General features: G+C 53.4%; 26 protein-coding genes and 1 pseudogene. 14 read left to right on the forward strand and 13 right to left on the reverse strand.

Features of this window, described 5'->3' with window-relative positions; translation table 11 throughout:
• Nucleotides 1–39: 39 nt before the first annotated feature.
• Complete coding sequence (locus ACS0RQ_RS00110; protein WP_271849169.1) at nt 40–387, forward strand: YidH family protein; 348 nt, start codon at nt 40–42, stop codon at nt 385–387.
• Nucleotides 377–727: a DUF202 domain-containing protein gene (locus ACS0RQ_RS00115; protein ID WP_110295995.1), complete on the forward strand. Its 351-nt coding sequence runs from the start codon at nt 377–379 to the stop codon at nt 725–727. Before ACS0RQ_RS00110 ends, ACS0RQ_RS00115 begins: the two co-directional genes overlap by 11 nt.
• A gap of 3 nt (nt 728–730) precedes the next feature.
• Here the strand turns inward: ACS0RQ_RS00115 and dsdA are convergent, their stop codons facing one another.
• The gene (gene dsdA / locus ACS0RQ_RS00120; protein WP_271849170.1) at nt 731–2,065 is read right to left on the reverse strand and encodes a D-serine ammonia-lyase; all 1,335 of its coding nucleotides are present in this window, start codon (nt 2,063–2,065) and stop codon (nt 731–733) included.
• 321 nt (nt 2,066–2,386) lie between these two features.
• Between dsdA and ACS0RQ_RS00125 the strand changes: the two are divergent.
• Nucleotides 2,387–3,004, forward strand: a pseudogene (locus ACS0RQ_RS00125) (cellulase family glycosylhydrolase); the annotation flags it as partial.
• A 214-nt stretch (nt 3,005–3,218) separates the two neighbouring features.
• Here the strand turns inward: ACS0RQ_RS00125 and emrD are convergent.
• From emrD to tisB, 3 genes are all read right to left on the reverse strand, one after another.
• The gene (emrD, locus tag ACS0RQ_RS00130) at nt 3,219–4,460 is read right to left on the reverse strand and encodes a multidrug efflux MFS transporter EmrD (protein WP_271849171.1); all 1,242 of its coding nucleotides are present in this window, start codon (nt 4,458–4,460) and stop codon (nt 3,219–3,221) included.
• A 175-nt stretch (nt 4,461–4,635) separates the two neighbouring features.
• Nucleotides 4,636–5,469, reverse strand: coding sequence for a DMT family transporter (locus ACS0RQ_RS00135; RefSeq protein WP_039080050.1), 834 nt, complete (start codon nt 5,467–5,469; stop codon nt 4,636–4,638).
• Between the two features lie 143 nt (nt 5,470–5,612).
• The gene (gene tisB / locus ACS0RQ_RS00140) at nt 5,613–5,702 is read right to left on the reverse strand and encodes a type I toxin-antitoxin system toxin TisB (protein ID WP_064572414.1); all 90 of its coding nucleotides are present in this window, start codon (nt 5,700–5,702) and stop codon (nt 5,613–5,615) included.
• Between the two features lie 607 nt (nt 5,703–6,309).
• Between tisB and fic the strand changes: the two genes are divergently transcribed.
• The 4 genes from fic (at nt 6,310) to ilvN (ending at nt 9,678) form a co-directional block, all read left to right on the forward strand.
• Nucleotides 6,310–7,386 carry a protein adenylyltransferase Fic gene (fic, locus tag ACS0RQ_RS00145; RefSeq protein ID WP_271849172.1) on the forward strand — a complete coding sequence of 359 codons (1,077 nt, stop codon included), beginning with the start codon at nt 6,310–6,312 and terminating at the stop codon, nt 7,384–7,386.
• Between the two features lie 110 nt (nt 7,387–7,496).
• Nucleotides 7,497–7,595, forward strand: coding sequence for an ilvB operon leader peptide IvbL (gene ivbL, locus ACS0RQ_RS00150; protein ID WP_103281084.1), 99 nt, complete (start codon nt 7,497–7,499; stop codon nt 7,593–7,595).
• Nucleotides 7,596–7,698: 103 nt separating this feature from the next.
• Nucleotides 7,699–9,384: an acetolactate synthase large subunit gene (gene ilvB / locus ACS0RQ_RS00155; protein ID WP_271849173.1), complete on the forward strand. Its 1,686-nt coding sequence runs from the start codon at nt 7,699–7,701 to the stop codon at nt 9,382–9,384.
• A 3-nt stretch (nt 9,385–9,387) separates the two neighbouring features.
• Nucleotides 9,388–9,678 (forward strand): acetolactate synthase small subunit, encoded by a 291-nt coding sequence (gene ilvN, locus ACS0RQ_RS00160; RefSeq protein WP_071195124.1) that lies wholly within the window; start codon nt 9,388–9,390, stop codon nt 9,676–9,678.
• 17 nt (nt 9,679–9,695) lie between these two features.
• Here the strand turns inward: ilvN and ACS0RQ_RS00165 are convergent, their stop codons facing one another.
• Complete coding sequence (locus tag ACS0RQ_RS00165) at nt 9,696–10,490, reverse strand: DeoR family transcriptional regulator (protein ID WP_039080053.1); 795 nt, start codon at nt 10,488–10,490, stop codon at nt 9,696–9,698.
• Between the two features lie 262 nt (nt 10,491–10,752).
• Between ACS0RQ_RS00165 and rbsK the strand changes: the two genes are divergently transcribed.
• From rbsK to nepI, 5 genes are all read left to right on the forward strand, one after another.
• Nucleotides 10,753–11,673 carry a ribokinase gene (gene rbsK / locus ACS0RQ_RS00170; RefSeq protein ID WP_039080054.1) on the forward strand — a complete coding sequence of 307 codons (921 nt, stop codon included), beginning with the start codon at nt 10,753–10,755 and terminating at the stop codon, nt 11,671–11,673.
• Between the two features lie 93 nt (nt 11,674–11,766).
• Nucleotides 11,767–13,083, forward strand: coding sequence for an L-fucose:H+ symporter permease (gene fucP / locus ACS0RQ_RS00175; RefSeq protein ID WP_271849174.1), 1,317 nt, complete (start codon nt 11,767–11,769; stop codon nt 13,081–13,083).
• A gap of 11 nt (nt 13,084–13,094) precedes the next feature.
• On the forward strand, nt 13,095–14,108 hold the full coding sequence (locus ACS0RQ_RS00180; protein WP_271849175.1) for an aldose 1-epimerase family protein: 1,014 nt from the start codon (nt 13,095–13,097) through the stop codon (nt 14,106–14,108).
• A gap of 170 nt (nt 14,109–14,278) precedes the next feature.
• Entirely contained in the window at nt 14,279–14,731 is a 453-nt protein-coding gene (locus ACS0RQ_RS00185) for a DUF1198 domain-containing protein (RefSeq protein WP_071195121.1), read from the forward strand.
• 106 nt (nt 14,732–14,837) lie between these two features.
• Nucleotides 14,838–16,019: a purine ribonucleoside efflux pump NepI gene (nepI, locus tag ACS0RQ_RS00190; RefSeq protein WP_071195120.1), complete on the forward strand. Its 1,182-nt coding sequence runs from the start codon at nt 14,838–14,840 to the stop codon at nt 16,017–16,019.
• A 77-nt stretch (nt 16,020–16,096) separates the two neighbouring features.
• Here nepI and ACS0RQ_RS00195 read toward each other — a convergent pair whose 3' ends face one another.
• From ACS0RQ_RS00195 to ACS0RQ_RS00220, 6 genes are all read right to left on the reverse strand, one after another.
• On the reverse strand, nt 16,097–17,002 hold the full coding sequence (locus ACS0RQ_RS00195; RefSeq protein WP_039080058.1) for an EamA family transporter: 906 nt from the start codon (nt 17,000–17,002) through the stop codon (nt 16,097–16,099).
• 106 nt (nt 17,003–17,108) lie between these two features.
• Nucleotides 17,109–18,488 (reverse strand): carbohydrate porin, encoded by a 1,380-nt coding sequence (locus tag ACS0RQ_RS00200; protein WP_039080059.1) that lies wholly within the window; start codon nt 18,486–18,488, stop codon nt 17,109–17,111.
• Between the two features lie 266 nt (nt 18,489–18,754).
• Complete coding sequence (locus tag ACS0RQ_RS00205) at nt 18,755–19,057, reverse strand: PTS lactose/cellobiose transporter subunit IIA (RefSeq protein ID WP_039080060.1); 303 nt, start codon at nt 19,055–19,057, stop codon at nt 18,755–18,757.
• A 6-nt stretch (nt 19,058–19,063) separates the two neighbouring features.
• Nucleotides 19,064–20,452, reverse strand: coding sequence for a glycoside hydrolase family 1 protein (locus ACS0RQ_RS00210; protein WP_071195118.1), 1,389 nt, complete (start codon nt 20,450–20,452; stop codon nt 19,064–19,066).
• A 14-nt stretch (nt 20,453–20,466) separates the two neighbouring features.
• Nucleotides 20,467–21,795 carry a PTS sugar transporter subunit IIC gene (locus ACS0RQ_RS00215; protein ID WP_039080062.1) on the reverse strand — a complete coding sequence of 443 codons (1,329 nt, stop codon included), beginning with the start codon at nt 21,793–21,795 and terminating at the stop codon, nt 20,467–20,469.
• An 11-nt stretch (nt 21,796–21,806) separates the two neighbouring features.
• Nucleotides 21,807–22,121 carry a PTS sugar transporter subunit IIB gene (locus ACS0RQ_RS00220; protein WP_071195117.1) on the reverse strand — a complete coding sequence of 105 codons (315 nt, stop codon included), beginning with the start codon at nt 22,119–22,121 and terminating at the stop codon, nt 21,807–21,809.
• Nucleotides 22,122–22,415: 294 nt separating this feature from the next.
• On the opposite strand from ACS0RQ_RS00220, the gene ACS0RQ_RS00225 reads away from it, so the two are divergent.
• Nucleotides 22,416–23,369, forward strand: coding sequence for a LacI family DNA-binding transcriptional regulator (locus ACS0RQ_RS00225; protein ID WP_039080064.1), 954 nt, complete (start codon nt 22,416–22,418; stop codon nt 23,367–23,369).
• Between the two features lie 45 nt (nt 23,370–23,414).
• Here ACS0RQ_RS00225 and ACS0RQ_RS00230 read toward each other — a convergent pair whose 3' ends face one another.
• Together ACS0RQ_RS00230 and nfsB are read right to left on the reverse strand one after the other, a co-directional pair.
• A complete protein-coding gene (locus ACS0RQ_RS00230; RefSeq protein ID WP_271849176.1) occupies nt 23,415–23,957 on the reverse strand; it encodes an RNA 2'-phosphotransferase in 543 nt (180 codons plus the stop codon).
• Nucleotides 23,958–24,283: 326 nt separating this feature from the next.
• Nucleotides 24,284–24,937 carry an oxygen-insensitive NAD(P)H nitroreductase gene (nfsB, locus tag ACS0RQ_RS00235; protein WP_110296002.1) on the reverse strand — a complete coding sequence of 218 codons (654 nt, stop codon included), beginning with the start codon at nt 24,935–24,937 and terminating at the stop codon, nt 24,284–24,286.
• A 205-nt stretch (nt 24,938–25,142) separates the two neighbouring features.
• Between nfsB and ACS0RQ_RS00240 the strand changes: the two genes are divergently transcribed.
• On the forward strand, nt 25,143–26,078 hold the full coding sequence (locus ACS0RQ_RS00240) for a LysR family transcriptional regulator (RefSeq protein ID WP_039080067.1): 936 nt from the start codon (nt 25,143–25,145) through the stop codon (nt 26,076–26,078).
• Nucleotides 26,079–26,122: the final 44 nt, after the last annotated feature.

A 26,122-nucleotide genomic window follows, 5' to 3' on the forward strand; every position in this document is an offset into this window, starting at 1 on the left:
GCTATGCTGATGCCAGCCTGAGCATGACAAGGAGCCTTCATGAAAATTTCCCACCTCGGTGAAGCGCCGGATTATCGCTTCTCACTGGCCAATGAGCGCACTTTTCTGGCGTGGATACGCACCGCGCTGGGCTTTCTGGCGGCAGGGGTCGGGCTTGATCAACTGGCGCCGGAGTTTGCCACGCCGCTGATTCGTCAGGTGCTGGCACTGCTGCTCTGTCTGTTTGCTGGCGCGCTGGCGGTTTACGGCTATATGCGCTGGCTACGCAATGAAAAAGCGATGCGCCTGAAAGAAGACCTGCCCTATACGCGAAGCCTGCTGGTGATAAGCGCCGTTCTGTTGACGGTGGCTGCCGTGGTGATGGGACTGGTGCTATATGGCGGATAACCGCAAGGCGCGCCGCGCGGCAGATCCAGGGCTACAGCCGGAGCGCACTTCGCTTGCCTGGCTGCGTACCTTTTTTGGCTATATTGCCCTGCTTGCCTTTGCGGTGAAGCACAACTGGCAGCACTCGGGGATCACCTTCTGGATCTCGCTGGTGGTGCTGCTGTTGGTCGGCGGTATGCTGTGGCGTTATACGCGCAAACGCACCCTGATGGATGTAGAAAGCAGTGATTTCGCAAAGCCTGGCGCGATCCGCGATAAGTTGCTGATTGCGCTGGCCGTGCTCTCTCTTTCGCTGCTGTTCGGGCTAACGCATATCCGCCATATCCTGAATTCTCTGTAAGCGTCAGAGCTGCCGGGCTTTTGCCAGATACTGCGTCATCTCTTCTTCGGGCACCATTCCCCCTCCGGTCGCCCAGACGATGTGGGTGGCGTTGTCTAACTGTTGCGCCGTAAGCCCCTGTAAATTTTGATATTCCATGTTCGCGCAAACGCGCTGTGGCCCCGCCATTCCTGCCAGTGCGGAGGGCTCAAGGCGGATATTTTCTTCCTGCGCCAGCATGCCGAGCAGGTCATACATCGTTTGATCGTCAAGCGTATAGAAGCCATCCAACAGTCGTTGCATGGCGCGGCCCACAAACCCGGACGCTCTGCCTACCGCCAGTCCGTCTGCCGCAGTGACATTATCAATACCTAAATCCTGAACGGAAATAGCATCGTGCAGCCCGGTGTACACCCCCAGCAGCATGCAGGGGGAATGGGTCGGCTCAGCAAAAAAGCAGTGCACGTTATCACCGAACGCCAGTTTCAGGCCGAAGGCCACACCGCCAGGACCGCCGCCTACACCGCACGGTAGATAGACAAACAGCGGGTTTTCGGCATCCACCGCCCGGCCTTGCGCTTCAAGCTGCGTTTTCAGACGCTGCCCGGCAACTGCATAGCCCAGAAAAAGCGTGCGCGAGTTTTCATCATCAATAAAGAAACAGTTAGGGTCGGACTGTGCTGCCTTGCGCCCCTGCTCTACGGCCACGCCGTAATCTTCCTCATATTCGACGACAATCACGCCGTGGCTGCGTAGTTTGTCTTTTTTCCAGGCACGGGCGTCGGCAGACATATGTACCGTGACCTTAAAGCCGATACGGGCGCTCATAATGCCAATCGACAGCCCCAGATTACCGGTCGAGCCAACGGCAATGCTGTACTGGCTAAAGAACTGTTTGAATTCAGGGGAGAGCAGCACGCTGTAGTCATCGTCGATACTCAGCAAACCGGCTTCGAGCGCCAGTTTTTCCGCGTGGGCCAGCACTTCATAAATGCCGCCACGGGCTTTGATGGAGCCCGAGACCTGCAGATGGCTGTCTTTTTTCAGCAGCATTTCACCACTGATACGCTGTCCGTAAACCTTTTCCAGCCGCTTTTGCATCGCCGGAATGGCAACCAGTTCAGATTCAATGATGCCGCCAGAAGCTGCCGTTTCAGGGAAGGCCTTTGCCAGATAGGGCGCGAAACGGCTGAGACGTGCATGGGCGTCCTCAACGTCCGCCTGCGTGAGACCGACATAAGGCAGCCCCTGCTCAAGAGAGGTCGTGGCTGGGTTAAACCAGGTCGTTTCCTGCAAATCTATCAAGGCTTGTAGCTGTGGGAACGTCGCGATGAGTGTCTGTATTTGGTCAGGATTCATGTTAATTTCTGCACAATAAACGAAAGGTGTATGCTCTACAGTGGTCGATTTTTGTTATAAGCGCCAGCATCGACAACGTTTACGACGGTACATCCGGGCATAATCTTCATATTCTGTCGCATAACTGCGAATTTATTACGTTTATACGCTACGTATTCGGCGATAAATCATGCTAAATACATGTAATCACCACCGATTTTGGCAAGGTCAATTGTGTTAAAACCACTGTTAGCGATTGCTCTTCTTCTGGCGGGCATGCCTGCGTTTGCTACTGATACGCCGCTTACGGCAACACGCTACGCTCAGGAACTGGGCGTGGGGATGGATGTCGACTGGGCGCGAACCGAGCGCGGTATCCGCGAGTTCGATCCGCTTATCGTCCGTGATTTCTACGCGGAGGGGATTCGCCACGTACGTATCCGGGTGGCCGACCCGTTAACCGAAGCCCGCCTCATTCACCTGCGTAAGCTGGTGGAGGCTTGCGAAAAATACGGTGTGATTCCGATAATCTCCTACCAGGCAGATACCTTTAAGGCTGAGCCGGTCGCAAAAAACGAAGCCCAACTGGTCGCCTGGTGGTCAACGATGGCGAACTACTTTGGCACCGAACATCCGACGCTGGGTTTCGACCTGATTTATGAGCCTTCGGATAAGCTCAATCACGATCTGTCTGCGCTTAACCGTGCGTATGAAAATATCATCAAGACCATCCACGACATCGATCCGCAACGCATGATCTTTATTGCGCCGCGTCTGCGGGCCGCGCCTGAGGATTTAATGTCGTTGAAATTGCCAGGGCGTAGCCAGAACTACCTGCTGGCAGAGTGGCATATCTTCCCGTGGGGGCCACTGAAAAATAATGGCAAGTACCCGTGGACATCGGGTACGGCGGCTGAGAAAGCGGCAATCAGAGCACGCATTAACACCGCGGTGCACTGGCAGCAAAAAACCGGTCACGCAACCTGGGTTGGCGGCTGGTCGGTGGGGGAAACCATTAAAAGCCCGCCAGGTGAGTCACAACTGGCGTTCGCCGCGTTTATGGCCTGCGAACTGAATAAGGCGCAGATCCCCTTCGCCCTCAATGCGGATACGCAATTTTATGATGGCGAAGAGGGGGCGTGGCGTCCGACAACCGAACCGTTGCTGAAAGCGATTATTTCACCGGACTGTGAGAAGGCTGATGCGAAGCCGGATCGCCGTGAAGGGAAGCCGCCTGTTCATGTTCATGGGGCTTCTGGCGCAGCGCCAGCGGCAGCCAGCTCAGCACAATCAAAAGCCCCGCCAGCGTCATCAACATCCCAAGGCTAAACTGGCTGGTCTGGGGAAGCTGAGCGGAAAACCACGCAAGGGCGCCTGAACCCATATTTTGCATGCCGCCCACCAGCGCCCCCGCCGTGCCCGCCAGAAAAGGGAACGGCTCCATTGCGCCACTGGTCGCCAGTGGAAAGAGCATGCCCGCCCCGAAGAAGAACAGCGCGGCGGGAACCAGCAGCGTCCAGACCGTCATCACGTCAAACCAGCCGGGGATCCACATCATTACGCCTGCCAGCAGACAACTGGCGACCGCCTGCCACATCAGTGTGGAGAAGCGCGCGTTTTGGCGCCCGGCGAACCAGGCACCGAAAAAGGCGGCCGGAATGGGCAGAATAAACAGGATACTGACCGCCATACTCGAAAGCCCAAGCGTAGCGCCCATCAGCACGCCTGAGCAGGCCTCAAACACCGCGATACCCGCCAGCCCGCCAATCAGCATCAGCAAATAGCAGTTAAACATGCCGTTACCCAACAGGGTCTTATAACGGGCAATCAGGCCCATTTTTACGGTACCAGTCGGGCGCGTTTCCGGCATCCAGCGCGCCATGCTGTACGTGACGCCAGCACAGAGCACCAGCAGGAAAGCAAAACAGGCGCGCCAGCCCCAGAGGGTAGTCAGCAAGCCGCCAATCAACGGCGCAAGCAGCGGACTTACCAGAATCCCCATATTCAGCAAACTGTTAGCGTGGCGTAATTCGGTGCCGGAATAGAGATCGCGCGGCAGGGTACGTGCCATGACGCCGCCGACGCCGGTGCCCATGCCCTGGAAGGCGCTGGCGACTATCAGCACGGTCAGGCTATGGGTCGTGACAGCGACCAGTGTTGCCAGCATAAATACTGTTAAGCCGCAGAGGATCGCCGGACGGCGGCCAAAACGGTCGGCTAACGGGCCGTAAAAGAGTTGTGATACGCCATAGGTGAGCAGATAGGCGGCCATGACATTCTGCACCGCCCCTTCACGGGCATTGAGATCCTGCGCCATACCGGCAATCGCGGGAATATAAATGGTTTGCGCCATCTGCCCCACGGCCACCAACAGGACCAGCATCAAGAGTAAACTGACATTACGCTGTCTTTTCATTTCGCTGAATACGTTTTAAAAATAGATAAATAAAGAATATGGTGCTGCCATAACCGTAAAATGCGAGAGGAATCTACCACAGTAATGTGACACAACAAGATGCGGGGTCAGAAAGAGCGACCGCCGCCAGGCAGGATTTGTAAACAACCATCGGCAACATTTGTTGCCAGCGTGATCAGGACAGGCGCAGCAAAATAGCCCCCGCAGCGATGCCACAGGCGGCAACGATGCGTAATCCGGCAACCTTTTCTTTGAGCATTAAAAAGGCGAGCAGCGCGCCAAAGAGAATGGAGGTTTCACGCAGTGCGGCGACCACCGCCAGCGGTGCCTGCGTCATCGCCCATAGCGCCAGGCCGTAGGAGCCCATGGTACCAATGCCGCCAGGCAGCCCTTTTTTCCAGTTGTTCACCAGATAGTGAGAGACTTCACGGCGGCGAGCGATCATCGCCCAGGCCAACAGGCAAAAACCGTTCATGAAAAAGGTCCAGAGGGTGTAACCGAACGCGCTACCCGCAAGGCGTACACCGGTGCCGTCCACCAGCGTGTATCCGGCGATAAAACAGGAGTTCAGCAGCGCAAGCCAGATCCCACGCGTTGAGCTGTGTCGCCCGTTACAAGCCATGCCAAGAATGGATAGACAAATGACCGCGATACCGAGCCAGGCAAAGGTAGATAATGTATCCCCGAGGAACAGTACGCTGATCAAGGCCACCAGAAGTGGCGCGGTGCCGCGCATCAACGGGTAGGTCTGACTCATATCGGAAACTTGATACGTTTTAGCGACCAGCACCGTATAGACAACCTGTAGCAGGCAGGAAACGGCGAGATAAGGCACGCTGGCAAGCGACGGCTGCGGTGAGAAGGGCAGCATGACCAGGGCGATTAAAGCCGCAGAGCCGCTGACGCAGATGGCGGAATAGAGTTTGTCGCTGCCCGCTTTAACAATCGCGTTCCAGCTCGCATGCAGAAGTGCGGCAAACAGCAGAATACAAAAAACAGTAACAGTCATGAGTATGCAGTGTCAGTGGGCGGCGTAAAAACGTACCATGAAAGCGATGATCGGAGCGACTATTCTGTGCAGTGACGAAGACAGCCTGCCTTTATTAAAGAGGGGCGGCTGCCCGCCCCTCTTAGGTACGACTTGAACCTGAATTACCGCAGTAATTTCAGGACAGCTTCAAGCAGTTGCAGCAAGGCAACTATGAGTTTCAGGATAAGGATAACCATATCCATTTCGCCCATACGTTTCTCCTTTGGCAAGGAGCACGACCGGCTGGCGTACCTTTCCGCTGCCTGTGACCAGCCGTGTTGTTGGCGTAACACAGTGTGCTCTCAAGGGGTTAAGGCACTGACGGCACCACCCGTTTCAGCCAGGACTTTATGTGCGCCCGTATCATAGCGGTCCCCTCATACACCGTGGTCGGCAACACCATTATAAATTCATACTGTAAATATATACAGTGATTTCTGGACGAAATTTGCATCCTGTTTCATACTCAAACTGCTCGTAGTGTGTGCATAATTTGCGCGCAGGATTAATTGATCGTATAGTTTCACTGTTGACGTAACACAGTGTGCTTGCGGCTACCAACCGCAAAAACCTGCTAAAAACCTCGCTCCGGCGGGGGATAACGGACGGCATTCTCTGCTGTCCGTTTTTATTTTGTGCCATGCACCTCCCTCCACACGATTCCGATAGCTCCTTTTTCATATCAGCACATGCCTTTCTCTGTTATTTAACAGGTCGTTTATATGCTTATAAAATTCGGTTTTTTAAACATATGGTCGTGACATGTCGTTGCTATCGACATATTATGAATATATGTCGATAAAATAGGATTTTTTAAACATGTCATGGATGCCCGAACGCTCATATAACCAGCTTCCGCCTCTCCCACCTGATATAGCGCTCGTCGAGACGCGTAAGGTACTGAAAGCTTGCATTAAGGCACGAGCTGCTTTAGCTGAACTGAATACATCTGGCGAACTGCTGCCCGATCAAAGGCTATTGATAAACTTGCTGCCAATGCTGGAAGCGAAAGACTCCTCTCGCATTGAAAATATTGTCACAACCAGCGATCAGCTTTTCCAATACGCCGATCGTATGGAAGGCGCTGACCCAGCAACAAAAGAAGCGTTACGTTATCGCACTGCGCTGTATAAAGGCGTTAATCTTTTACAGGACTACCCGCTGTGTTCTGGCACAGCTATGGAAATCTGCACAACGCTGAGAGCTATTGAAACTGACGTGAGAAAAACGCCAGGCACAGTGCTTCGCGATCAAAATAAGAACGTGGTAGACACCCCACCTGATGGCGAAACGTTAATTCGTGACCTGTTATCTAATTGGGAACACTTCATCCATTCAGATATTGATTTAGATCCTTTGATAAAAATGGCCGTAGCCCATTATCAGTTTGAATGCATTCACCCCTTCTCCGACGGAAATGGCCGTACGGGCCGCATCCTGAATATCCTCTATTTAATGGACTGTGGCGTGTTGTCGCAACCGATTCTCTATCTGTCTCGCTTTATCCTGGAAAGGCGGAGCGATTACTACGCCTTGCTTCGTAACGTTACGACTAAGAATGATTGGGAGTCCTGGGTTCTCTTTATGCTGGAAGCCGTGGAAGACACGGCAAAATGGACGACAGAAAAAATAGCTGCTCTGCGGAAATTAATAGATGAAACAGCAGGATGGATCCGTGAAAAGCTGCCCAAAATCTATACGTGGGAGCTTAACCAAACGCTATTTTCTCAGCCCTATTGTCGCATTGAAAACCTGGTCGATAATGGGATTGCAAAGCGGCAGACGGCCTCAATTTACCTTAAGTCACTTGTTGAGATAGGTGTGCTGGAAGAAAAAATTGCCGGGCGTGAAAAACTGTACCTCAATACACGCCTTTTGCAGGAATTGAACAGCTAATAGAAACGTGATCTTCGGCTCATTTTTGCGCTGATGAATAATTTTCCATTGTTTCATTCCGCGAGCTGTGTTTGTATAAATCCTGTTAACTATTCAAACACGAGTCCCCAATGAACGCTTCCACTATGACGATGAACCTACTAAAAACCGCGCATAACGCCGCGGTGGTCGTCGTGCGTGTGGTGGTGGTCGTCGGCAATGCGCCGTAGGGACTGGAACAACACACGATTCCAAAACCCCGCCGGCGCAAACCGGCGGGGTTTTTCGTTCAAAGCCTCCCGGAAAGTCGGCCCAGAAGAAAAGGACTGGAGCATGGCAAGTTCGGGCACAACACAAACGACACGCTTTACCGGCGCACAATTGATCGTTCATTTACTGGAACGCCAGGGCATTACTACGGTAGCGGGTATTCCTGGCGGGACCGTTCTCCCACTGTATGACGCATTAAGTCAGAGTACGAAAATTCGCCACGTCCTGGCACGCCACGAGCAAGGCGCCGGGTTTATCGCCCAGGGCATGGCCCGTACCGAAGGCAAACCCGCCGTCTGTATGGCCTGTAGCGGGCCAGGCGCCACCAACCTGGTAACCGCCATCGCCGATGCGCGTCTCGATTCCATCCCGCTGGTATGTATCACCGGCCAGGTGCCTGCCTCTATGATCGGCACCGATGCGTTCCAGGAAGTCGACACTTACGGCATCTCTATCCCCATCACTAAGCACAATTACCTGGTTCGGGATATCGCCGAACTTCCGCAGGTGATGAGCGACGCGTTTCGCATTGCGCAATCCGGCCGTCCCGGCCCGGTGTGGATAGATATTCCTAAAGATGTTCAGACCGCGACCATCGAACTGAGTGAGTTGCCGGAGCCGGGCGGCAGAGCACCTGCTCCGGCGTTTGACGCGAAAAGCGTGCAGGAAGCGGCGACGATGATTAATGCCGCACAGCGTCCGGTGTTGTACCTGGGCGGCGGGGTGATTAACGCGCCGGAACAGGTGCGTGCCCTGGCGGAAAAAGCGAATCTGCCGACCACCATGACCTTGATGGCGCTGGGCATGTTGCCAAAAGCGCATCCGCTGTCGCTGGGGATGTTGGGTATGCACGGCGCGCGTAGTACCAACTTTATTCTGCAAGAGTCTGATTTGCTGATTGTTCTTGGTGCACGTTTTGATGACCGGGCGATTGGTAAAACCGAGCAGTTCTGCCCGAATGCGAAAATCATTCATGTGGATATCGACCGTGCCGAACTGGGTAAAATCAAACAACCGCACGTTGCCATTCAGGGCGATGTGGGTGAAGTGCTGGCACAATTGCTGCCGCAAATTGACGCGCAGCCGCGTGAGGAGTGGCGTGGTCTGGTGGCGCAATTACAGCAGGAATTCCCGTCTGCCATTCCGCAGGGCGGTGACCCGCTGACCCATTATGGCCTGATCAATGCCGTTGCCGCCTGCGTCGATGACGAGGCGATCATCTCCACCGACGTGGGCCAGCATCAGATGTGGACCGCACAGGCCTATCCGCTCAATCGACCACGTCAGTGGCTGACCTCCGGCGGGCTGGGCACTATGGGCTTCGGCCTGCCTGCGGCGGTAGGTGCTGCGCTGGCGAACCCGCAACGCAAAGTGATCTGCTTCTCCGGAGACGGTAGCCTGATGATGAACATTCAGGAGATGGCCACCGCCGCAGAAAATAATCTGGATGTGAAAATCATTCTGATGAACAACGAAGCGTTAGGTCTGGTGCATCAACAGCAGAGTCTGTTTTACAAGCAGGGCGTGTTCGCGGCGACGTATCCGGGAATGATTAATTTTATGCAGATTGCCGCCGGTTTTGGCCTGCAAACCTGTGATCTCAACAACGAGGCTGACCCGCATGCCGCGCTGCAGGAGATCATAGCTCGCCCTGGTCCGGCGCTCATCCACGTGCGCATCGACGCCGAAGAAAAAGTGTATCCGATGGTGCCGCCAGGTGCGGCAAATACTGAGATGGTGGGGGAATAAGCCATGCAACAGACAGTTTCTGACAACGTAATTCTCGAACTCACTGTGCGTAACCATCCGGGTGTGATGACCCACGTCTGCGGCCTGTTTGCCCGCCGCGCGTTTAACGTGGAAGGCATTCTCTGTTTGCCAATCAAAGACAGCGAGCAGAGTCGCATCTGGCTATTGGTGAATGACGATCAGCGTCTGGAGCAGATGATTAGCCAGATTGAGAAGCTGGAAGACGTAGTGCAGGTCGTGCGTAACCAGTCTTCACCAGGGATGTTCAACAAACTGGCCGTGTTCTTCGAGTAAGGCGACACCAGGCTCGCTTAGCGGGCCTGATCGTTTTCTGAGTCCGGTGTAATCACTTTCACAAACCCGTTACGGCAATGGGTCGGGTAATCCGCCGGTAATGGACGGTCGCTAATTAACACATCAAACCCGGACAGCGGCGCAATGCTCGCCGGTGCGACCTCATCAAACAGGGCATGGCGTGCCAGCAGAATTTTGCGCATGCCGTGCTCCATCGCCTTTCGCTTCATGGGCAAATCATCCAGGTTAAACCAGGTTACGCCGTGGTGTTCGTGCACGCCGCTGGCGGAAATAAACACTTTTCGCGGGTTTAATGAATCTAACAGCGAGGGATTATTCGGATCGTAAAAGGCATCGCTTTTGGCGCGCCAGGTGCCACCGCAGAGCATAGCCGTTGCGTTAGGCTTGGCGGTAAGCGCGACAAATACTTGATGGGAATAGCAGATGCCCGTAAAGGTAATGTCATCCGGGATCATGCTGATAACCAGCGGCATTTCCGGCCCATTATCAAAAAAGACCAAATCGTTCTCGCTCACCAGTCCGGCAGCAAGGATGGCGACAGGTAAATCATCACGATGGTGGGGGCGTAGGGTAGGTTGCGGTGCGGCAATGGGGGCGGATGGTTTGTTCACCATCACGATATAGCCACCCAACAGCGCTAACGGCAGCGGTTCGTCGTCCTGACTAAAGTCCCTGCGAATGGTCATGACAGACACTTCCAGCATACGCGCGGCATCTTTTAAGTGGATCCGGTCGGTCTTTTTCAGTAACTCCACCAGACGTCGGATACGTTCTTTTTGCTTCGTTTCCACTCTCTTTCTCCGCTCTGCTTTGCTCTGCTGTGTTTCTAAAGTAACATTTTCTATCAATCAGGAACACGTAATGATATCAACACTATAATCCTGTTACCCGGCAAATAAAAGTGATGTGGCGCGGTATGTCAGGGATATTGCGGTGTTGGAGGGTAATAAATGTGATTCTCTAATCGCGATCATGGTCACAAATGATACTAAAATAACATGTTAATGTTACTAAAATATCATTGTTATGTGATTGTTTCTGAGAGGTAGCAAAATGGATATCGCAGTCATCGGCTCCAATATGGTGGATCTCATCACCTATACCAACCAGATGCCGAAAGAGGGAGAAACCCTTGAAGCCCCTGCCTTCAAAATCGGGTGCGGTGGTAAAGGCGCGAATCAGGCGGTGGCCGCCGCTAAAATGAATTCGAAAGTGATGATGTTGACCAAAGTGGGTGATGATATCTTTGCGGACAATACCATCCGTAATCTGGAGTCCTGGGGAATTAACACCACCTATGTGGAAAAAGTCCCCTGTACCAGCAGCGGCGTCGCGCCGATTTTTGTTAATCCCAACTCCAGTAACAGTATTTTAATTATTAAAGGCGCAAACAAATTTCTCTCGCCGGAAGATATCGATCGCGCTGCCGAAGATTTAAAAAAATGCCAGTTAATTGTCCTGCAACTGGAAGTGCAATTAGAAACGGTATATCACGCCATCGAATTTGGTAAAAAGCATGGCATTAAAGTGTTATTAAATCCTGCCCCCGCACTGCGTGAACTGGATATGACCTACGCCTGTAAATGTGATTTCTTTATTCCCAATGAGACCGAACTTGAAATTCTGACCGGCATGCCGGTCGACACCTACGATAATATTCGTACGGCGGCGCGGAGCCTGATTGATAATGGCCTGAATAATATTATCGTGACCATGGGTGAAAAGGGTGCGCTATGGATGACCCGCGAGCGCGAAGTTCACGTTCCGGCGCACAAGGTCAACGCCATTGATACCAGTGGCGCTGGCGATGCCTTTATCGGCTGTTTTGCCCACTACTATGTCCAGGGCGGCGATGTCGAAGCGGCGATGAAAAAAGCGGCACTATTCGCTGCTTTTAGTGTGACCGGCAAAGGCACACAATCGTCTTACCCCAGCATTGAACAATTTAATGAGTACCTGGCTTTACATGAATAATAACCGCTGAGTTTATTCTGCAGCGGGCGCATCATTGCCGCCTGCTGTTCGGAATAAGACAGTGATAAACCCTGCACATTGAAAGGTAGCACTATGAACGAAAAAAATATCGTTCAGATGCCCGACGGGTATTTGAATAAAACCCCTTTGTTCCAGTTTATTTTGTTATCCTGTTTATTCCCGTTATGGGGATGCGCCGCTGCGTTAAATGATATTCTCATTACGCAATTTAAAAGCGTGTTCTCATTAAGTAACTTTGCCTCTGCGTTAGTGCAGAGTGCGTTTTATGGCGGCTATTTCTTAATTGCGATCCCGGCTTCTCTGGTTATTAAAAAGAGTAGCTATAAAATTGCGATATTAATCGGGCTGACCCTTTATATCGTCGGCTGTTCACTGTTCTTCCCGGCCTCGCATATGGCAACCTATACCATGTTCCTGGCGGCGATATTTGCCATCGCCATTGGGCTGAGTTTTCTTGAAACCGCGGCCAATACGTACAGTTCGATGCTGGGGCCAAAATCACATGCAACTCTGCGCCTGAACATCAGCCAGACCTTCTACCCGATTGGCGCGGCGGCGGGCATTTTGCTCGGTAAATATCTGGTTTTCTCCGAAGGTGAGAGTCTGCAAAAGCAGATGACCGGCATGACACCCGAGCAGATTCATAATTTTAAAGTGTTGATGCTCGAAAACACCCTTGAGCCCTATAAATACATGATTATGGTGCTGGTGGTTGTCATGGCGCTGTTTATGTTCACCCGCTTCCCGAAATGCAAAGTGGCTCAAACGGAGACCCATAAACGTCCGACCGCCATGGAAACACTGCGTTATCTGGCACAGAATGCCCGTTTTCGCCGTGGTATTGTCGCGCAATTCTTGTATGTCGGCATGCAGGTAGCGGTGTGGTCGTTCACCATTCGTCTGGCACTGGAACTGGGCGATATCAACGAACGCGATGCGTCAAACTTTATGGTCTATAGCTTCGCCTGCTTCTTTATTGGCAAGTTCGTCGCCAACATTCTGATGACGCGGTTTAACCCGGCCAAAGTGCTGATTCTCTATTCCGTGATTGGCGCCCTGTTCCTGGCATACGTGGCGCTGGCCCCCAGCTTTAGCGCGGTGTACGTGGCGGTGGCAGTCAGCATCCTGTTTGGACCGTGCTGGGCGACCATCTATGCCGGCACGCTGGATACCGTGGATAACGAACATACGGAGATGGCAGGCGCGGTAATTGTGATGGCGATTGTTGGCGCGGCGGTGGTCCCGGCGATTCAGGGCTATGTGGCAGATATGTTCTATTCGCTGCAACTGTCGTTCCTCGTTTCCATGCTGTGCTTTGTCTACGTTGGCGTCTATTTCTGGCGCGAAAGTCGAGTGCGTCGCGAACTGACCGAAGCGACCGCTTCCTGAGGAGAAGGACGATGGCAACACGATTGACTCTGTGGCGTGAGCTGTTCACCCAACAGCCGCGCACCTTACTGGAAAACAGCGATTTTACCGTCACCGCGTTCCGCTACCCGAGCGGCGTGGAGGCTGTACGGCTGGAGAACGCCCGCGGGCACCTGGTCGTACTGCCCTGGCTTGGACAGATGATCTGGGATGCGACCTTCGACGGGCACGACCTGACGATGCGTAACATGTTCAGCCAGCCCAAACCGGCGAATGTGATTGTTGAAACATACGGCTGTTTTGCTTTTCATTCCGGGTTGCTGGCGAACGGTTGTCCGTCAGCAGAAGATACTCACGCGCTGCACGGCGAAATGGCCTGCGCCACGATGGATGAGGCGTGGCTGGAGCTCGACGGCGACGCGCTGCGTCTGGGCGGGCGCTATGAGTATGTGATGGGTTTTGGCGATCACTACCTTGCACAACCGTCGGTCACGCTGCATAAAGCGAGCGCGCTGTTTGATATCGCCATGGATGTCACCAATCTGGCGTCGGTGCCGATGCCGCTGCAGTACATGTGCCATATGAACTACGCCTATGTTCCGCAGGCGACATTTAGCCAGAACATTCCGGATGAAGCGTTAACGCTGCGCGAGTCCATCCCGGCGCATGTGAAACCGACGGAGCAGTGGCTGGCATTCAATCGCCGCGTACAGCAGGGCGAAGCGACGGTCAATGCGCTGACGGAGCCGGAATTCTACGATCCGGAAATCGTCTTCTTTGCCGACAGGCTTGACCGCCACACGGATACGCCTGAGTTTTGTATGCATGCACCGGATGGCACCACCTTTGTGACACGTTTTTCCAGTGAGCAGTTTAATTACGTCACGCGCTGGATCCTTTACAACGGCGATCAGCAGGTCGCGGCGTTTGCCCTTCCGGCAACCTGTCGCCCCGAGGGATTCCTTGCTGCGAAGCGTAGCGGCAGTTTGCTCAGCCTTGCGCCACAGCAAACCCGCCATTTTAGCGTCACCACAGGCATTGCCTGATGGCCTTTCCTGAGCCCGGTTCGCCGGGCTTTGCTGTGTGTTCTCATCAATAAAATCAGCCATCTGCGTGATCCCGTGCACTACGAAAAACCAGTAAGCTCACGCTTCGACTGTCCATTTTGTGCATTTTGACTTTATGATGTGCCTCCTGAGATGTGGCGGGAGCTTTCATGATTTGGTTAACACTGACGACACTGGTTGTGGTTTTTATTATTGGTTTCAGGGTATTAACGTCTGACTCACGTCGCGCGATCCGCCGGTTGAGTGAACGGCTGTCAATCACGCCGGTGCCGGTGGAAACCATGATTGATCAGATGGGGAAAAGCGCAGGGGCGGAGTTTATTCAGTATCTGGCTCGCCCGGATGAAGCACATCTGCAAAATGCCGCCCAGATGCTCTTTATCTGGCAGGTTTTTATTGTCGATGGCAGTGAACAGCATCTGCAATCCTGGCATCGCATTCTGCAAAAGGCCCGGCTGGCCGCGCCCATTACCGATGCGCAAGTCCGTCTCGCGCTGGGCTTTTTACGCGAACTCGAGCCGGATGTTGCTGAGCTTAATGCCTTCCAGATGCGCTACAACACTTTGTTTGTCCCTGAGGAAGGGGTGCACTGGTTACACTGATCTTACTGTCCGACGGTGTAAATAGTTGCGTAAATGTTAAATGAATCACACTGTTGTTTGTTACACTACACGGCTTTCTCAATAAAACATGAAGCCGGGTGGAAAAATGATGGAAATGCAGCGGACGCAGCCTGCAACAGGCGGCGTAAGTCGCCCAAACTGGTCGGCGGTATTTGCCGTCGCCTTCTGTGTGGCGTGCCTGATCACCGTGGAGTTTCTGCCGGTGAGTCTGTTGACGCCCATGGCGCAGGATTTGGGCGTGTCGGAAGGTGTTGCCGGTCAATCGGTGACGGTAACGGCATTTGTCGCCATGTTCGCCAGCCTGTTTATCACCCATATCATCGGCAAAACGGATCGCCGCCTGGTGGTTATTGCCTTTTCCGTGCTGCTGACGCTCTCGTGTCTGCTGGTCTCATTTGCCAATAATTTTACCTTGCTGTTGCTCGGGCGAGCTTGCCTTGGGTTAGCGCTGGGCGGTTTTTGGGCGATGTCTGCCTCCCTGACTATGCGACTGGTGCCTGCCCGCACCATTCCGAAGGCGCTGTCGGTCATCTTCGGTGCGGTCTCCATTGCGTTGGTGATTGCGGCGCCGTTGGGCAGTTTTCTCGGCGGGATCATTGGCTGGCGGCATGTGTTTAACGGCGCAGCGCTGATGGGGTTCGTCTGTATTGGCTGGGTGTGGATGGCGCTGCCGTCGATGCCGGGACAGACGGAACATCATCAGAATATGTTTGGTTTGTTGAAGCGCCCTGGCGTCCTGGCCGGGATGCTGGCGATTTTTATGGCCTTCGCCGGGCAGTTCTCGTTTTTCACCTACATTCGTCCGATCTTTATGACCCTCGCCGGCTTTGATGTTGATGGCCTGACGCTGGTGTTATTGAGTTTTGGTATTGCCAGCTTTGTGGGTACTTCGCTTTCATCACATATCTTAAAGCGCTCGGTAAAACTGGCGCTGGCCTGTGCGCCGCTGATCCTTGCGGTGAGCGCGCTGGTGCTGATTTTGTGGGGCAGTAATAAAGTGGTGGCTGCGGGGATTGCCATCGTCTGGGGATTATCGTTCGCACTGGTGCCGGTGGGTTGGTCGACGTGGATCACCCGCTCGCTTGCCGATCAGGCGGAAAAGGCGGGGTCGATTCAGGTAGCGGTTATTCAACTGGCAAATACCTGCGGCGCGGCGGTTGGCGGCTATGCGCTGGACAACCTGGGCCTGCTTTCACCGCTGGTGCTGTCCGGGGCGCTGATGCTGCTTACCGCGCTGCTGGTGGCAGGAAAAGTGAAGGTGAAGTGATTTTCCTCTCACCCTTATCCGGGTTATCGCTGCGCTAACCGTAGCCCCGGTAAGCGTCAGCGCCACCGGGGGGAATGTCAGGCCGCAGCCTGCATGCGTTTGCGGGAATCCAGTGAAATCAGCAGCACCGACGACACAATCATCAGCGTACCCAGCCAGTCCGGCAGCGTAAAGGCGATACCCAACAGGGCAACCGAGAGCAGCGCACTACTCAGCGGTTCCGCACAGCTCAGAATACTGGCGCGTGAGCCACCAATCATCTGCGCCCCTTTCAGATACAGGCTAAAGGTCAGCGCGGTACCCACCATCACCAGATACATAAACGCCATCACCAGATTGCCATCGATAACGAAATCGCCACCTTTATTGCCATAGAACGGCGTCAGCATTAATCCGGCGAGAAACATACTCCAGCCGACAATCGGCAGCGTGCCGTAACGGGCGATAAGTTTCGACGGATAGGTGGAATAGAGCGCGGCGGAAAACGCCGACGCGATGCCCCATACCAGCGCTTCGGTGGAAATCGACAGCGATGTCATATTTCCGTGGGTCACCAGCAAGAGAGTGCCAATCAGAGAGGTTGCAATCGCCGCCGTAACAGCGAGCGTCGGCTTCGCTTTTCGTGCCAGGGCAAACCACGTCACGATGATTGTTGGCGAGAGAAATTGCAGTACTGTGGCGGTGGCGGCATTCGATTTCTCGATGGTCACCAGGAAGGTGAGCTGAACGATAAGCGCGCCAAACAGTGAAAAGAACAGCAGGCTCAGCGTGTCTTTGCGGTTTTTCACGATCGCGAAAATTTTATCGCCATGGAAAAACGACAGAATTAATAACACAGCGCCGCCGGATAGCAGGCGAACCATCGTCAACCAGGGGGCTGCGATGTGACTTTTCTCCATGATGTACTGAGCGCAAACGCCGGAACTGCCCCATAAAATGGCGGCAATCAGTACATAAAGCATCCCTTTTTTTGTGAAACCCATTTTCTACCCAGTCCTGCCATGCTGCTTTCTTATTGATGAGTTTTGCATCATAGCACAGGCGTGATAGATAACCGGAGGCAGCATCCCTGCCGCCCGTGGATTTACATTAGAACCAGGCTTCCCACATTGCACCGACGTTGAAGGAGTCCAGCGTGGTGTCATCCGTGCCGTTAACACGCGCGGTACGCTTGTTGTCAACTTCGCCACCGGTCACGTAGAAGCGCAGCATCGGACGGAACTCTGGCCCCATATCGATGGAAATATTCTGCGACAGGGTCGCTTTCCAGCCGTTGTTATCACCGCCTTTGTCGTAAGCCACTTTCTGCCAGCCCAGCTCAAGCCAGGTGGAATGAACGTCGTTCCACCAGTACATCGGGCGCACAATGGCGTTGTAGTTCTTACGGTTGTCAGACTTGTCTGCGCTGTTGTCGTAATCGTGGAAGGCGAGGAGATATTCCACCTGCATCTGGCGACTAAACTTGTGCAGCCCTTCGAAGCTGGCATAAATAGTCTTCAGATCATCCGTTTTGTTATAAACGCTGTTATCTGCGTTATCGGAATAACGGGCGATAACCTTGTTCACACCGCTGTCGTTGGTATGGCTTAACACCACGCCACCCTGCCAGGCTTTCAGGCGGGCGTCGCTTTCAACGGCCTTCGAGTCAAAACCGTAGTTTGCGTAAACTTCCAGATCCAGCGGGCCGACTTTCATGCCGTGGATTTTTGAGGTGACAGCGTAGTTGCCTTTGTCACCGGTGCCGGAGCCGCCGGTACAGGTAATGCGTGACGGGTTATCCCCGTTGTCTTCCACTTCCGGGTTACAGGACTGCACGGCAGCTACAGTGGCCACGTCAAACTGTACGCCACCGATATCGAAGTTTTTCACCCCGGCACCCTGGCCATCGTGGTTCATCCAGAAGTAGTCGTTGATACCCTGTTGTGGACGCTGGTGGAAGTCACGACCTGCCCAGAAATAGGCGTTCGGGTTGGATTCCAGCAGGTTGGTCACACCCGCGTAGGCTTTTTTCAGGTTAACTTCGTCGCCCCAGTGATCGAACATCACGTTGACGTCCCAGATTGCTCCGTGCGAACTCTTAAACGCTTTGGAAAGCTGGAACTCGCCACCGTTGCCTTCGTTACCCAGACGGCCAATCGCAGACGAGCCGTTATATGAACCGTCTACGCCAACATATTTCTGATCGCCGCTCTGGTAATGGGCGCCATAACGGGCGTAACCGCTAAATTTCACGCCATAAGGAATGGCTAAGTCAGGCGTTTGCGCAGTGCTTTGCGGCTCGGTAATGACATCCGCTTTTTTATCAATGGCGGCATCCATTTTTGCCTGCCGCTCGGCTAATGCTTTATCCACCGCTTTTGCCACGATGGCGTCGATTTGTTCTTGCGTAAATTCTTGTGCTATCACCGAACCAGAGCAAAGCGCAGCCGCAACCGCCAGTGCCACTGGAAGTTTATTGTTTAATTTCATAGTTATCTCAATTTATACCCTTTATATTTCAAATTGCATGGGCATTGGCTGCACGCATTCACCCGAATCACTTACATGAGTAAGCTCATCGGGATTCTTTCGCCTGCCGTGTTCCTGAAACTCGAATTATTTAGGGTCTCGTTGGTTGTTTTTAAACAATAACCATCCTGTCCTGATTTGACAGAACAACATGCCAGTATCAAAACAAGCTGATTTATATTTTATAATTCAGGTACAGAGTTATATCTTCCATAATCAATGAGCTTTTAACGCTGATAAAGCTGAATAATCTCCTCTGATAATTCACGCGCCAGTAACGACGTCATTAAATGATCCTGGGCATGTACCATAATTAATGTCATGGGTTGCCGGGCTTCGCCGGCATCCTGTTCAATTAATTTGGTTTGCATTTGATGGGCCTGACGTGAATAACCATCGGCTTCACGCAGCAGTGTTTGGGCTTCCTCAAAATTGCCCGCTCTTGCGGCACGCAATGCTTCAAAGCACAGACTGCGTGACTGACCCGCGTTAACGATAATTTCCATTACCGCTTCTTCTAATGCGACCATATTTATTTACTCTTCATCAAAACCATTATTCTTCGCGGTGGCGGCGAACCATTCCCCGCTTTTCTTAACGGTACGTTTCTGGGTTTCTAAATCGAGTTGAACAAAACCGTAGCGATTTTTATACGCGTTACACCATGACCAATTATCAATAAAGGTCCACATATGATAACCAAGGCAATTACAGCCTTCGCTAATTCCTTTATGCAGCCATTTAAGGTGATCGGCAATAAATGCAATCCGGTACTGATCGTTTATTTGCCCGTTTTCAATAAAGCGCTGTTCATTCTCGACACCCATTCCATTTTCAGAAATAAAGCAGCGGGGGTTGCCATAATTATCACGAAGATTAACCAAAATATCGTAAATACCCGGCTCATAAATTTCCCAGCCGCGATAAGGGTTCATTTTTCGCCCCGGCATCTCGTAATAATCAAACAGCCATTCCGGCATAAACGGTGACTCTGGGTTAACGGCGCTGTCCCGGCATTTCACCCGCCGTGGCTGGTAATAGTTAATGCCCAGTAAGTCTATTTTCCCGTCGGCAATCAGCTCCTTATCGCCCAGATGGCACTCAGGAAGCTGATCATACTCTTTCAGCAAGGCCACCAGGTCCGCCGGGTATTCACCCCGCAGTACCGGATCGAGGAAGCTGCGGTTAAACAGCAGATCCGCATGGTGTGAGGCTTTCACATCCGCCGGATGCTGGGAACGCGGATACGACGGCGTCAGGTTGAGCACAATGCCGATCTCACCAGGGTGACGCCCGGCGCGAAACGCCCGCACCGCGCTGGCATGAGCCAGTACCGTGTTGTATGCCACTGTGGCTGCCCGTTTGAAATCCACCACGTTCGGGTAATGGAAGTCATACAGATAACCCCCTTCAACCGGCACAATGGGTTCGTTGAAGGTAAACCAGTGCTTCACCTGATGACCAAACAGGTCGAAACAGATCTGCGCGTAGCGGGTGAATGCCTCAACCACTTCGCGATTTTCCCAGCCACCTTTCTCCTGCATCACCATCGGCATGTCGAAGTGGAACAGGGTGATAAACGGTTCGATGCCCTGTTCCACCAGTTCGTTAAGCATGGTGCTGTAAAACGCAACGGCCTGGGTATTCACCTCACCGGTACCGTCAGGAATCAGTCGGCTCCAGCTTATTGAGGTACGAAAGCTGTTGTGGTTCAGTTGTTTTAACAGGGCGATGTCTTCGCGCCAGTGCTGGTAAAAGGTGGACGTATCCTGCGGGCCCACCTGCTGATGAAAGCGCCAGGGTTGGCTGGCGTACCAGGCATCCCATGTTGTGGCGCTCTTCCCGCCCTGTAAGCTTTCCCCTTCGGTTTGTTGCGCGGAACTGGCGCTGCCCCACCAAAAGTTTTCGGGAAATGCATATTTCATTTTTCTCTCCTTGTTCAGTTACTGCCGACGGTTTCCGCCATCGGTGCGCTGTTCTGCGCTTTTTGCTCTTCGGTCTTCATCAATGAACGTTCGTAAGCACGCAGGAACGGCAGGTACATCAGTGCGGACATCACCATACAAATCACGCACATCACCACCGGACTGAATGCCCAGTTGGCTGCCCAGGATGCGCCAATCGGTGCCGGTGTTGTCCATGGCGTCAGTGAGACGACCTGCGCCAGTAAGCCCATGCGGGTTGCCGCATACGCCAGAATGGCGTTTACCAGAGGGACACAGACGAACGGGATAAACAGCATCGGGTTCATGATGATCGGTGCGCCGAACAGAATCGGTTCATTGATGTTGAAGAAGCTTGGCACAACGCCCATTTTGCCGATAGTCCGCAGGTGCGCAACGCGGCTACGCAGCAGCAAAAAGGCCAGCGGTAAGGTTGAACCCACGCCGCCGATCAGCAGGTAGTGGTCCCAGAAACCTTGCAGATAAACGTGCGGTAATGCAGCGCCTGCGGCCAGAGCAGCCTGGTTGGCGGAGAGGTTTGCCATCCAGAAGGGGTTCATGATGCCGGTGACGATAAGCGAACCGTGGATACCGGCAAACCAGAAGATTTGGCACAGCAGCACAGAGAGCAGAATGGCAGGCAGTGAGTCTGATGCGGAGACCAGCGGTTCCAGCAGGTGCATAATCGCCTGCGGCAGGATCATGCCGGTTTGCGCTTCAATAAACAGGTTCAGCGGATGCAGCGTACCGATAATCACCAGAACCGGGATCAGGATTTCAAACGAGCGGGCAACACCGGTCGGCACCTCTTTCGGCAGGCGAATGGTGATGTTGTGTTGCTTGAGCCAGGCATAAACGCGAGCGGAGTAAATCGACGTCAGCAGTGCGGTGAAGATGCCCTGGCCGGAGAGGTACTGAGTGGAAATCTGTCCTTCATGATAGGGGGCCGCTACCAGCAGGAACGCCATAAACGCCAGCAGGCCGGTCATCACCGGGTCAAGATTAAACTGACGGCCCAGGCTCGCGCCGATACCGACAGAAATGAAGAAGGTCATGACCCCCATGCTCAGGTTGAAAGGCAACATTAGCTGTGCGCGATATTCGGTAGAAAAATCCAGCCAGGCGCGGGCAAAACCGTTGGTCGTTTCCGGGGAGAACGGCGGGAAAATAAACACCAGCATAAACGAGCCGATGATCATGAACGGCAGCGCGGCGGTAAAGCCATCGCGGATAGCGATAACGTATTTCTGCTGTCCGAGTTTGCCCGCAAGCGGGGTAATGGACTGCTCAATGACGCCAATCATAGACTGATATAACGAACTCATGGGTTCACCTTTTAGTGCGCCGCTTCAATCAGCGACAGTGCATAGTCCAGTACTTTATCGCCACGCTGCATCCCGTAGTCCATCGGATTGATGGGCTGCACGGGGATACCGGCGGCGGCGGCCTTTTCTGACAGCGTATTTAACATATATTTCACTTGCGGTCCGAGAAGCACTACCTGGTATCGTGGAAACTGCATATCAAATTCAGCCACACCGTACGCATCGATCTCGACCGGCAAATTCCGTTGCTGCGCCTCTTCAACCATTTTCCTGACTAACAGGCTGGTAGACATACCGGCGGAGCAACACAACATAATCCTGAACATCTTGACCTTCCTCGAATGTAAAAAGTTATTGCGGGGATGATTGGATATCATACGGAAACCGGTTTCCATATCATCGCAAAAGAAGTGTGATGGGTATCAAAGTCTCAATGATATAAGCGCTTTTTTCTGGATTCAGGTCACGGAATTTGGATGGATTCTGATAGCAATAGAGTCCAAATGGAAAATCGGTTTCCATGAAAAAAAGAAAAGGATATACTGCGAATGGTTATATTATGAACCATTGCTGTACTTGGTATTTTCAGGCGTAAATTAGTCGTCTGTCAGGGGAGAAAGATGTCTACAATCAACGATGTATCACGTTTAGCTGGGGTGTCCAAAGCCACAGTCTCACGGGTGTTGAGTGGTTCGCGCGGCGTTAAGGAAGCCAGCCGCCTTGCAGTACTGAAAGCGGTCGATGAGCTGAATTATCGGCCCAATGTTATCGCACAGTCCTTACTCAGCCAGTCGACAGGCTGCATCGGTGTGATTTGCGCCCAGGACAATATCAACCAGACCACCGCATACCTTTACGCGCTGGAAAAACACCTCAGCCAAAGTCAGAAACATTTGCTGCTGCGTTTTGCCAACAGCAAAGCGGGGGTGCTGAGCGCGCTGGAAGAACTTACCTGTGGGTTGTGCGACGATGTGTTAATTATCGGCGCCCGTTTCCCGCTGAATATCAATGACGAGAATGTCATTCTGGTGGATTGCGCGGAGTCAGAAACACCAAACAGTATCCAGTTCGACCACGCGTTCGCGGCGGAAACGGCCTGTAATTTCCTGATAAGCCAGGGGAGACGCCAGATTGCCCTCATCCACCCGGATACCAGCGGCCCGGCGGACCAGGTACTGCTCGGTTATAAGCATGCGCTGGAAAACAATTTCCTGCCGTTTAATCGCAACCTGGTCTTTATGGATGACACCTCGTCATCTGTGGCGCTACAGGTATTGCTCAACAATGCTACCACCTTGAATTTCAATGCGCTTTTGGTTGCCGATGAGCAGGAAGCACAGCGGGTGATCCCGCAGTTGCAGGCGTTCAATAAATCCGTACCGGGCGACATCATGGTCTTTAGCCTGGCGGGGTCACTGCATCTGCCGGGGGTTCCAAAAATCCCGGCGATTGAGTACTCCATAGACTCGATGGCGGCGCGGATTGTCGCGTGGCTCAACGAAAAAACCCAAAGCGCGCTGGGCTCTTGTGTGGTGCGCGGGGATTTAATTATTCCTGAGATGATCAAGCGTTAACGTTTAAAGAGAGCCTCCGCCCGGAGGCTTTTTTTTACGCCGGGATCACTGGCTGATAAATTCCACCGCAACCTGCCGGGTCAGCCAGACGCCATTCTCCGCCTGATAGAACGGATAACCCTGTTCAAACATGGCTAATGCGTTAATTTCCAGCACCACCGGCGTGCCGTAACGCTGTCCGACCTGGATGGCCACCCCCCGATCGGCGGAGAGATGAACATATTGTCGCGACTGTGCGGTTAATCCTTCTGCAAGAATGGCGGAAAGAAAACGGCTGGCGGTGCCGTGGTACAAGATGTCCGGTGGTTTTTTTTCAGTAAAGGCGATATCGACTTTCGCCGTCGAGTGCCCCTGAACGGCACGAATACGCAGCCCGTCTTCGGAGAGGGCGAAGCGCTTTTTATCACTGCCTTCCACGACTGCTTCAATGAGTTGTTTGTCCAGTGATTGCCCCTGGCTTGCCGCGCCTGCGATCAGTGCATCAATATTCGCCCACCCTTCGCTATCCAGTTCCAGACCAATGGCTTCAGGTTGATGGCGCAGAACGTAGCTCAGAAACTTACTGACTTCATTATGTGCTTTTTTCATTATTGCCATCCTTGCATGTCGTTTGCGTGGGATACAAATAAACCAACTCCAGGCGGTTGTAAATCGCCCAGTTTGACGCCCGAAAATGAAGGATAAAAGAGTGAAGGAGGCGGTAAGCCACCCTGGTACGTTCACGGGTTCTGTCGCGACAGAAAAGCAAGGAACATAAGGTGAACGGAATGACCATCAGAGCGGCATTTTCCCCTCATCCTGGCCCTCTCCCCAAAGAGGAGAGGGGACCGCTCGTGCTCGCATTTTTGTGGGGATTCCTCAGCCCTGAGGGTGAGGGGGAAATGCCGCAAGCAGCACGCGTGCGGCATTCACCATCAAATAAAGGTAAAAATCTCTTCACGCGGCAGGCGGGATTTCGGCAATGCGGCGTTGAAATCACTTTCGCTGCGGTAACCGAGCGACACCAGCACCACACTGGTCAACCCTTTTTCACGCAGACCCAGCGAGAGGTCCAGCGCACGTTGATCAAAACCTTCCATCGGCGTTGCGTCGATACCTAACATCGCCGCGCCCAGCAGCAGGCCGCCCAGCGCCAGATAAACCTGTTTCTCCATCCACTGCGGAATATCACGGGATTCATAGCGGTGCATATCCACATAAGAGCGACGGCCTTTATCCTGGCCTGCCTGCGCGCCTTCGGCAACGAAACGTCCATCGGCGCTCTCCTGTGCCAGCACCTTTTGCAGATGCTGATCATCCAGATCCGTACGCATGCAAAGTGCAATAACGTGCGAGGCATTCAGCACTTTAGGCTCGTTGTAAATGAAAGCGCCGGTGGTGGATTTTGCTATCGCGGCGCGGCCTTCGGCGGTCGATGCCACCACAAAATGCCACGGCTGCGAGTTCACCGAAGAGGGGCTGTTTTGTAGTACATTCAGCAGCGTCTCAATCTGCTCCTGCGGCAGCGTCTTACCCCCTTCAAAGGCTTTAACGGTATGGCGGGCAAGCACAGCATCATCTAAAGTCATCGTCTCTCTCCAACAGGAAAATGAAATAAATACGGGACTTGCCGCCCCGTCTGGTAGGTCGAGAATAAACACAAATAGTGACGAGATAAATCACCTCCGCTGTGCAGCACTTTCCCTCCGGGAGTGAAAATAATGTCATGGCGCTTTGCGCCTGCGGGTTTTTCTGGCAAAAAGAGGGCTGACCGTAAGCCCGGCAGGAGAAAGCATGATTCGCCTTGAAGATGTCACCTTATTTGTTCGCTCTGCTGCGCTGGGCAGTTTCTCCAGTGCGGCGCGAGAGGCGGGGCTGTTGCCGGGGCAGGTCAGCGCCGCCGTGCACCGTCTGGAGCGCGACCTCGACAAGCGCCTGTTTGCGCGCTCGACCCGCAGTCTGCGGTTGACCACTGAGGGCGAAAAATATCTGCCCTTCGCTCAGGAGATGTTGGCCGTGGTGCATGCGGGGGCGGAAAGTCTGCACAGCAGTGACAACGACATTCAGGGCGAACTGCGTGTGGCCGTGCCGTCTGATATTGGCCGCAACGTGCTCTTGCCGCTTATCACCCGGTTTTGCCAGCAGTACCCCAAAATCTCGCTGCGCCTGTCGCTCTCCGATGAAATCAGCGATGTCTTTCGCGACCCGGTGGACATCGCGATTCGCTATGGCGTGCTGGATAACAGTAGCTATGTCGCACTACCGCTGGCAGAAGATAACCGCCGCGTACTGGCCGCCTCGCCGGCTTATCTGCAACAACACGGCAGACCGCAAATCCTGGACGACATCGTCAATCACCACTGCCTGCTGTTTACCATGAACAGCCACGTCTATGACAAATGGAGCTTCCCCGAAGACGGTATGCGCCGCCAGCTTATCGTTAAAAGCCGCATGCTGTGCGACGATGCGGATGTTGCCCGTCGCTGGGCGCTGGAAGGGATGGGCATCATCTACAAATCGTGGATTGATATCAGCGCGGATGTTCAGGCGGGCAGGCTGGAAGTACTCTTACCGCAGCACCCTGGCGAAGCAGCGCCCCTCAACCTGATTTGCCCGCACCGCAAGCAGTTCTCTCCGGCGATTCGCCAGTTGCACAGCGTGTTACGCGAGCCTCTGCGCGCGATTACTGCGTTGCTGCATACCCACCCGGCGTTTCACCCACAGCCCTGATTTGCTCATCCTAATCTGCACACGCCCCATCGGCCCTGAGTGGT

The organism is Phytobacter diazotrophicus, assembly GCF_052061655.1.
GTDB lineage: Bacteria > Pseudomonadota > Gammaproteobacteria > Enterobacterales > Enterobacteriaceae > Phytobacter > Phytobacter diazotrophicus.

Excerpts from the sequence above, each read along its gene's own strand:
- ACS0RQ_RS00135 (WP_039080050.1), bottom strand. The coding sequence starts at position 5,469 with ATGACTGTTACTGTTTTTTGTATTCTGCTGTTTGCCGCACTTCTGCAT.
- ACS0RQ_RS00180 (WP_271849175.1), top strand. The coding sequence starts at position 13,095 with ATGGCAACACGATTGACTCTGTGGCGTGAGCTGTTCACCCAACAGCCG.
- ACS0RQ_RS00230 (WP_271849176.1), bottom strand. The coding sequence starts at position 23,957 with ATGAAAAAAGCACATAATGAAGTCAGTAAGTTTCTGAGCTACGTTCTG.
- ACS0RQ_RS00185 (WP_071195121.1), top strand. The coding sequence starts at position 14,279 with ATGATTTGGTTAACACTGACGACACTGGTTGTGGTTTTTATTATTGGT.
- fucP (WP_271849174.1), top strand. The coding sequence starts at position 11,767 with ATGAACGAAAAAAATATCGTTCAGATGCCCGACGGGTATTTGAATAAA.
- ivbL (WP_103281084.1), top strand. The coding sequence starts at position 7,497 with ATGAACGCTTCCACTATGACGATGAACCTACTAAAAACCGCGCATAAC.
- nepI (WP_071195120.1), top strand. The coding sequence starts at position 14,838 with ATGATGGAAATGCAGCGGACGCAGCCTGCAACAGGCGGCGTAAGTCGC.
- ACS0RQ_RS00200 (WP_039080059.1), bottom strand. The coding sequence starts at position 18,488 with ATGAAATTAAACAATAAACTTCCAGTGGCACTGGCGGTTGCGGCTGCG.
- ACS0RQ_RS00215 (WP_039080062.1), bottom strand. The coding sequence starts at position 21,795 with ATGAGTTCGTTATATCAGTCTATGATTGGCGTCATTGAGCAGTCCATT.
- ACS0RQ_RS00210 (WP_071195118.1), bottom strand. The coding sequence starts at position 20,452 with ATGAAATATGCATTTCCCGAAAACTTTTGGTGGGGCAGCGCCAGTTCC.
- fic (WP_271849172.1), top strand. The coding sequence starts at position 6,310 with ATGTCATGGATGCCCGAACGCTCATATAACCAGCTTCCGCCTCTCCCA.
- ilvB (WP_271849173.1), top strand. The coding sequence starts at position 7,699 with ATGGCAAGTTCGGGCACAACACAAACGACACGCTTTACCGGCGCACAA.
- ACS0RQ_RS00195 (WP_039080058.1), bottom strand. The coding sequence starts at position 17,002 with ATGGGTTTCACAAAAAAAGGGATGCTTTATGTACTGATTGCCGCCATT.
- ACS0RQ_RS00110 (WP_271849169.1), top strand. The coding sequence starts at position 40 with ATGAAAATTTCCCACCTCGGTGAAGCGCCGGATTATCGCTTCTCACTG.
- ACS0RQ_RS00240 (WP_039080067.1), top strand. The coding sequence starts at position 25,143 with ATGATTCGCCTTGAAGATGTCACCTTATTTGTTCGCTCTGCTGCGCTG.
- nfsB (WP_110296002.1), bottom strand. The coding sequence starts at position 24,937 with ATGACTTTAGATGATGCTGTGCTTGCCCGCCATACCGTTAAAGCCTTT.
- ilvN (WP_071195124.1), top strand. The coding sequence starts at position 9,388 with ATGCAACAGACAGTTTCTGACAACGTAATTCTCGAACTCACTGTGCGT.
- ACS0RQ_RS00115 (WP_110295995.1), top strand. The coding sequence starts at position 377 with ATGGCGGATAACCGCAAGGCGCGCCGCGCGGCAGATCCAGGGCTACAG.
- ACS0RQ_RS00205 (WP_039080060.1), bottom strand. The coding sequence starts at position 19,057 with ATGGTCGCATTAGAAGAAGCGGTAATGGAAATTATCGTTAACGCGGGT.
- rbsK (WP_039080054.1), top strand. The coding sequence starts at position 10,753 with ATGGATATCGCAGTCATCGGCTCCAATATGGTGGATCTCATCACCTAT.
- tisB (WP_064572414.1), bottom strand. The coding sequence starts at position 5,702 with ATGGGCGAAATGGATATGGTTATCCTTATCCTGAAACTCATAGTTGCC.
- ACS0RQ_RS00225 (WP_039080064.1), top strand. The coding sequence starts at position 22,416 with ATGTCTACAATCAACGATGTATCACGTTTAGCTGGGGTGTCCAAAGCC.
- dsdA (WP_271849170.1), bottom strand. The coding sequence starts at position 2,065 with ATGAATCCTGACCAAATACAGACACTCATCGCGACGTTCCCACAGCTA.
- emrD (WP_271849171.1), bottom strand. The coding sequence starts at position 4,460 with ATGAAAAGACAGCGTAATGTCAGTTTACTCTTGATGCTGGTCCTGTTG.
- ACS0RQ_RS00220 (WP_071195117.1), bottom strand. The coding sequence starts at position 22,121 with ATGTTCAGGATTATGTTGTGTTGCTCCGCCGGTATGTCTACCAGCCTG.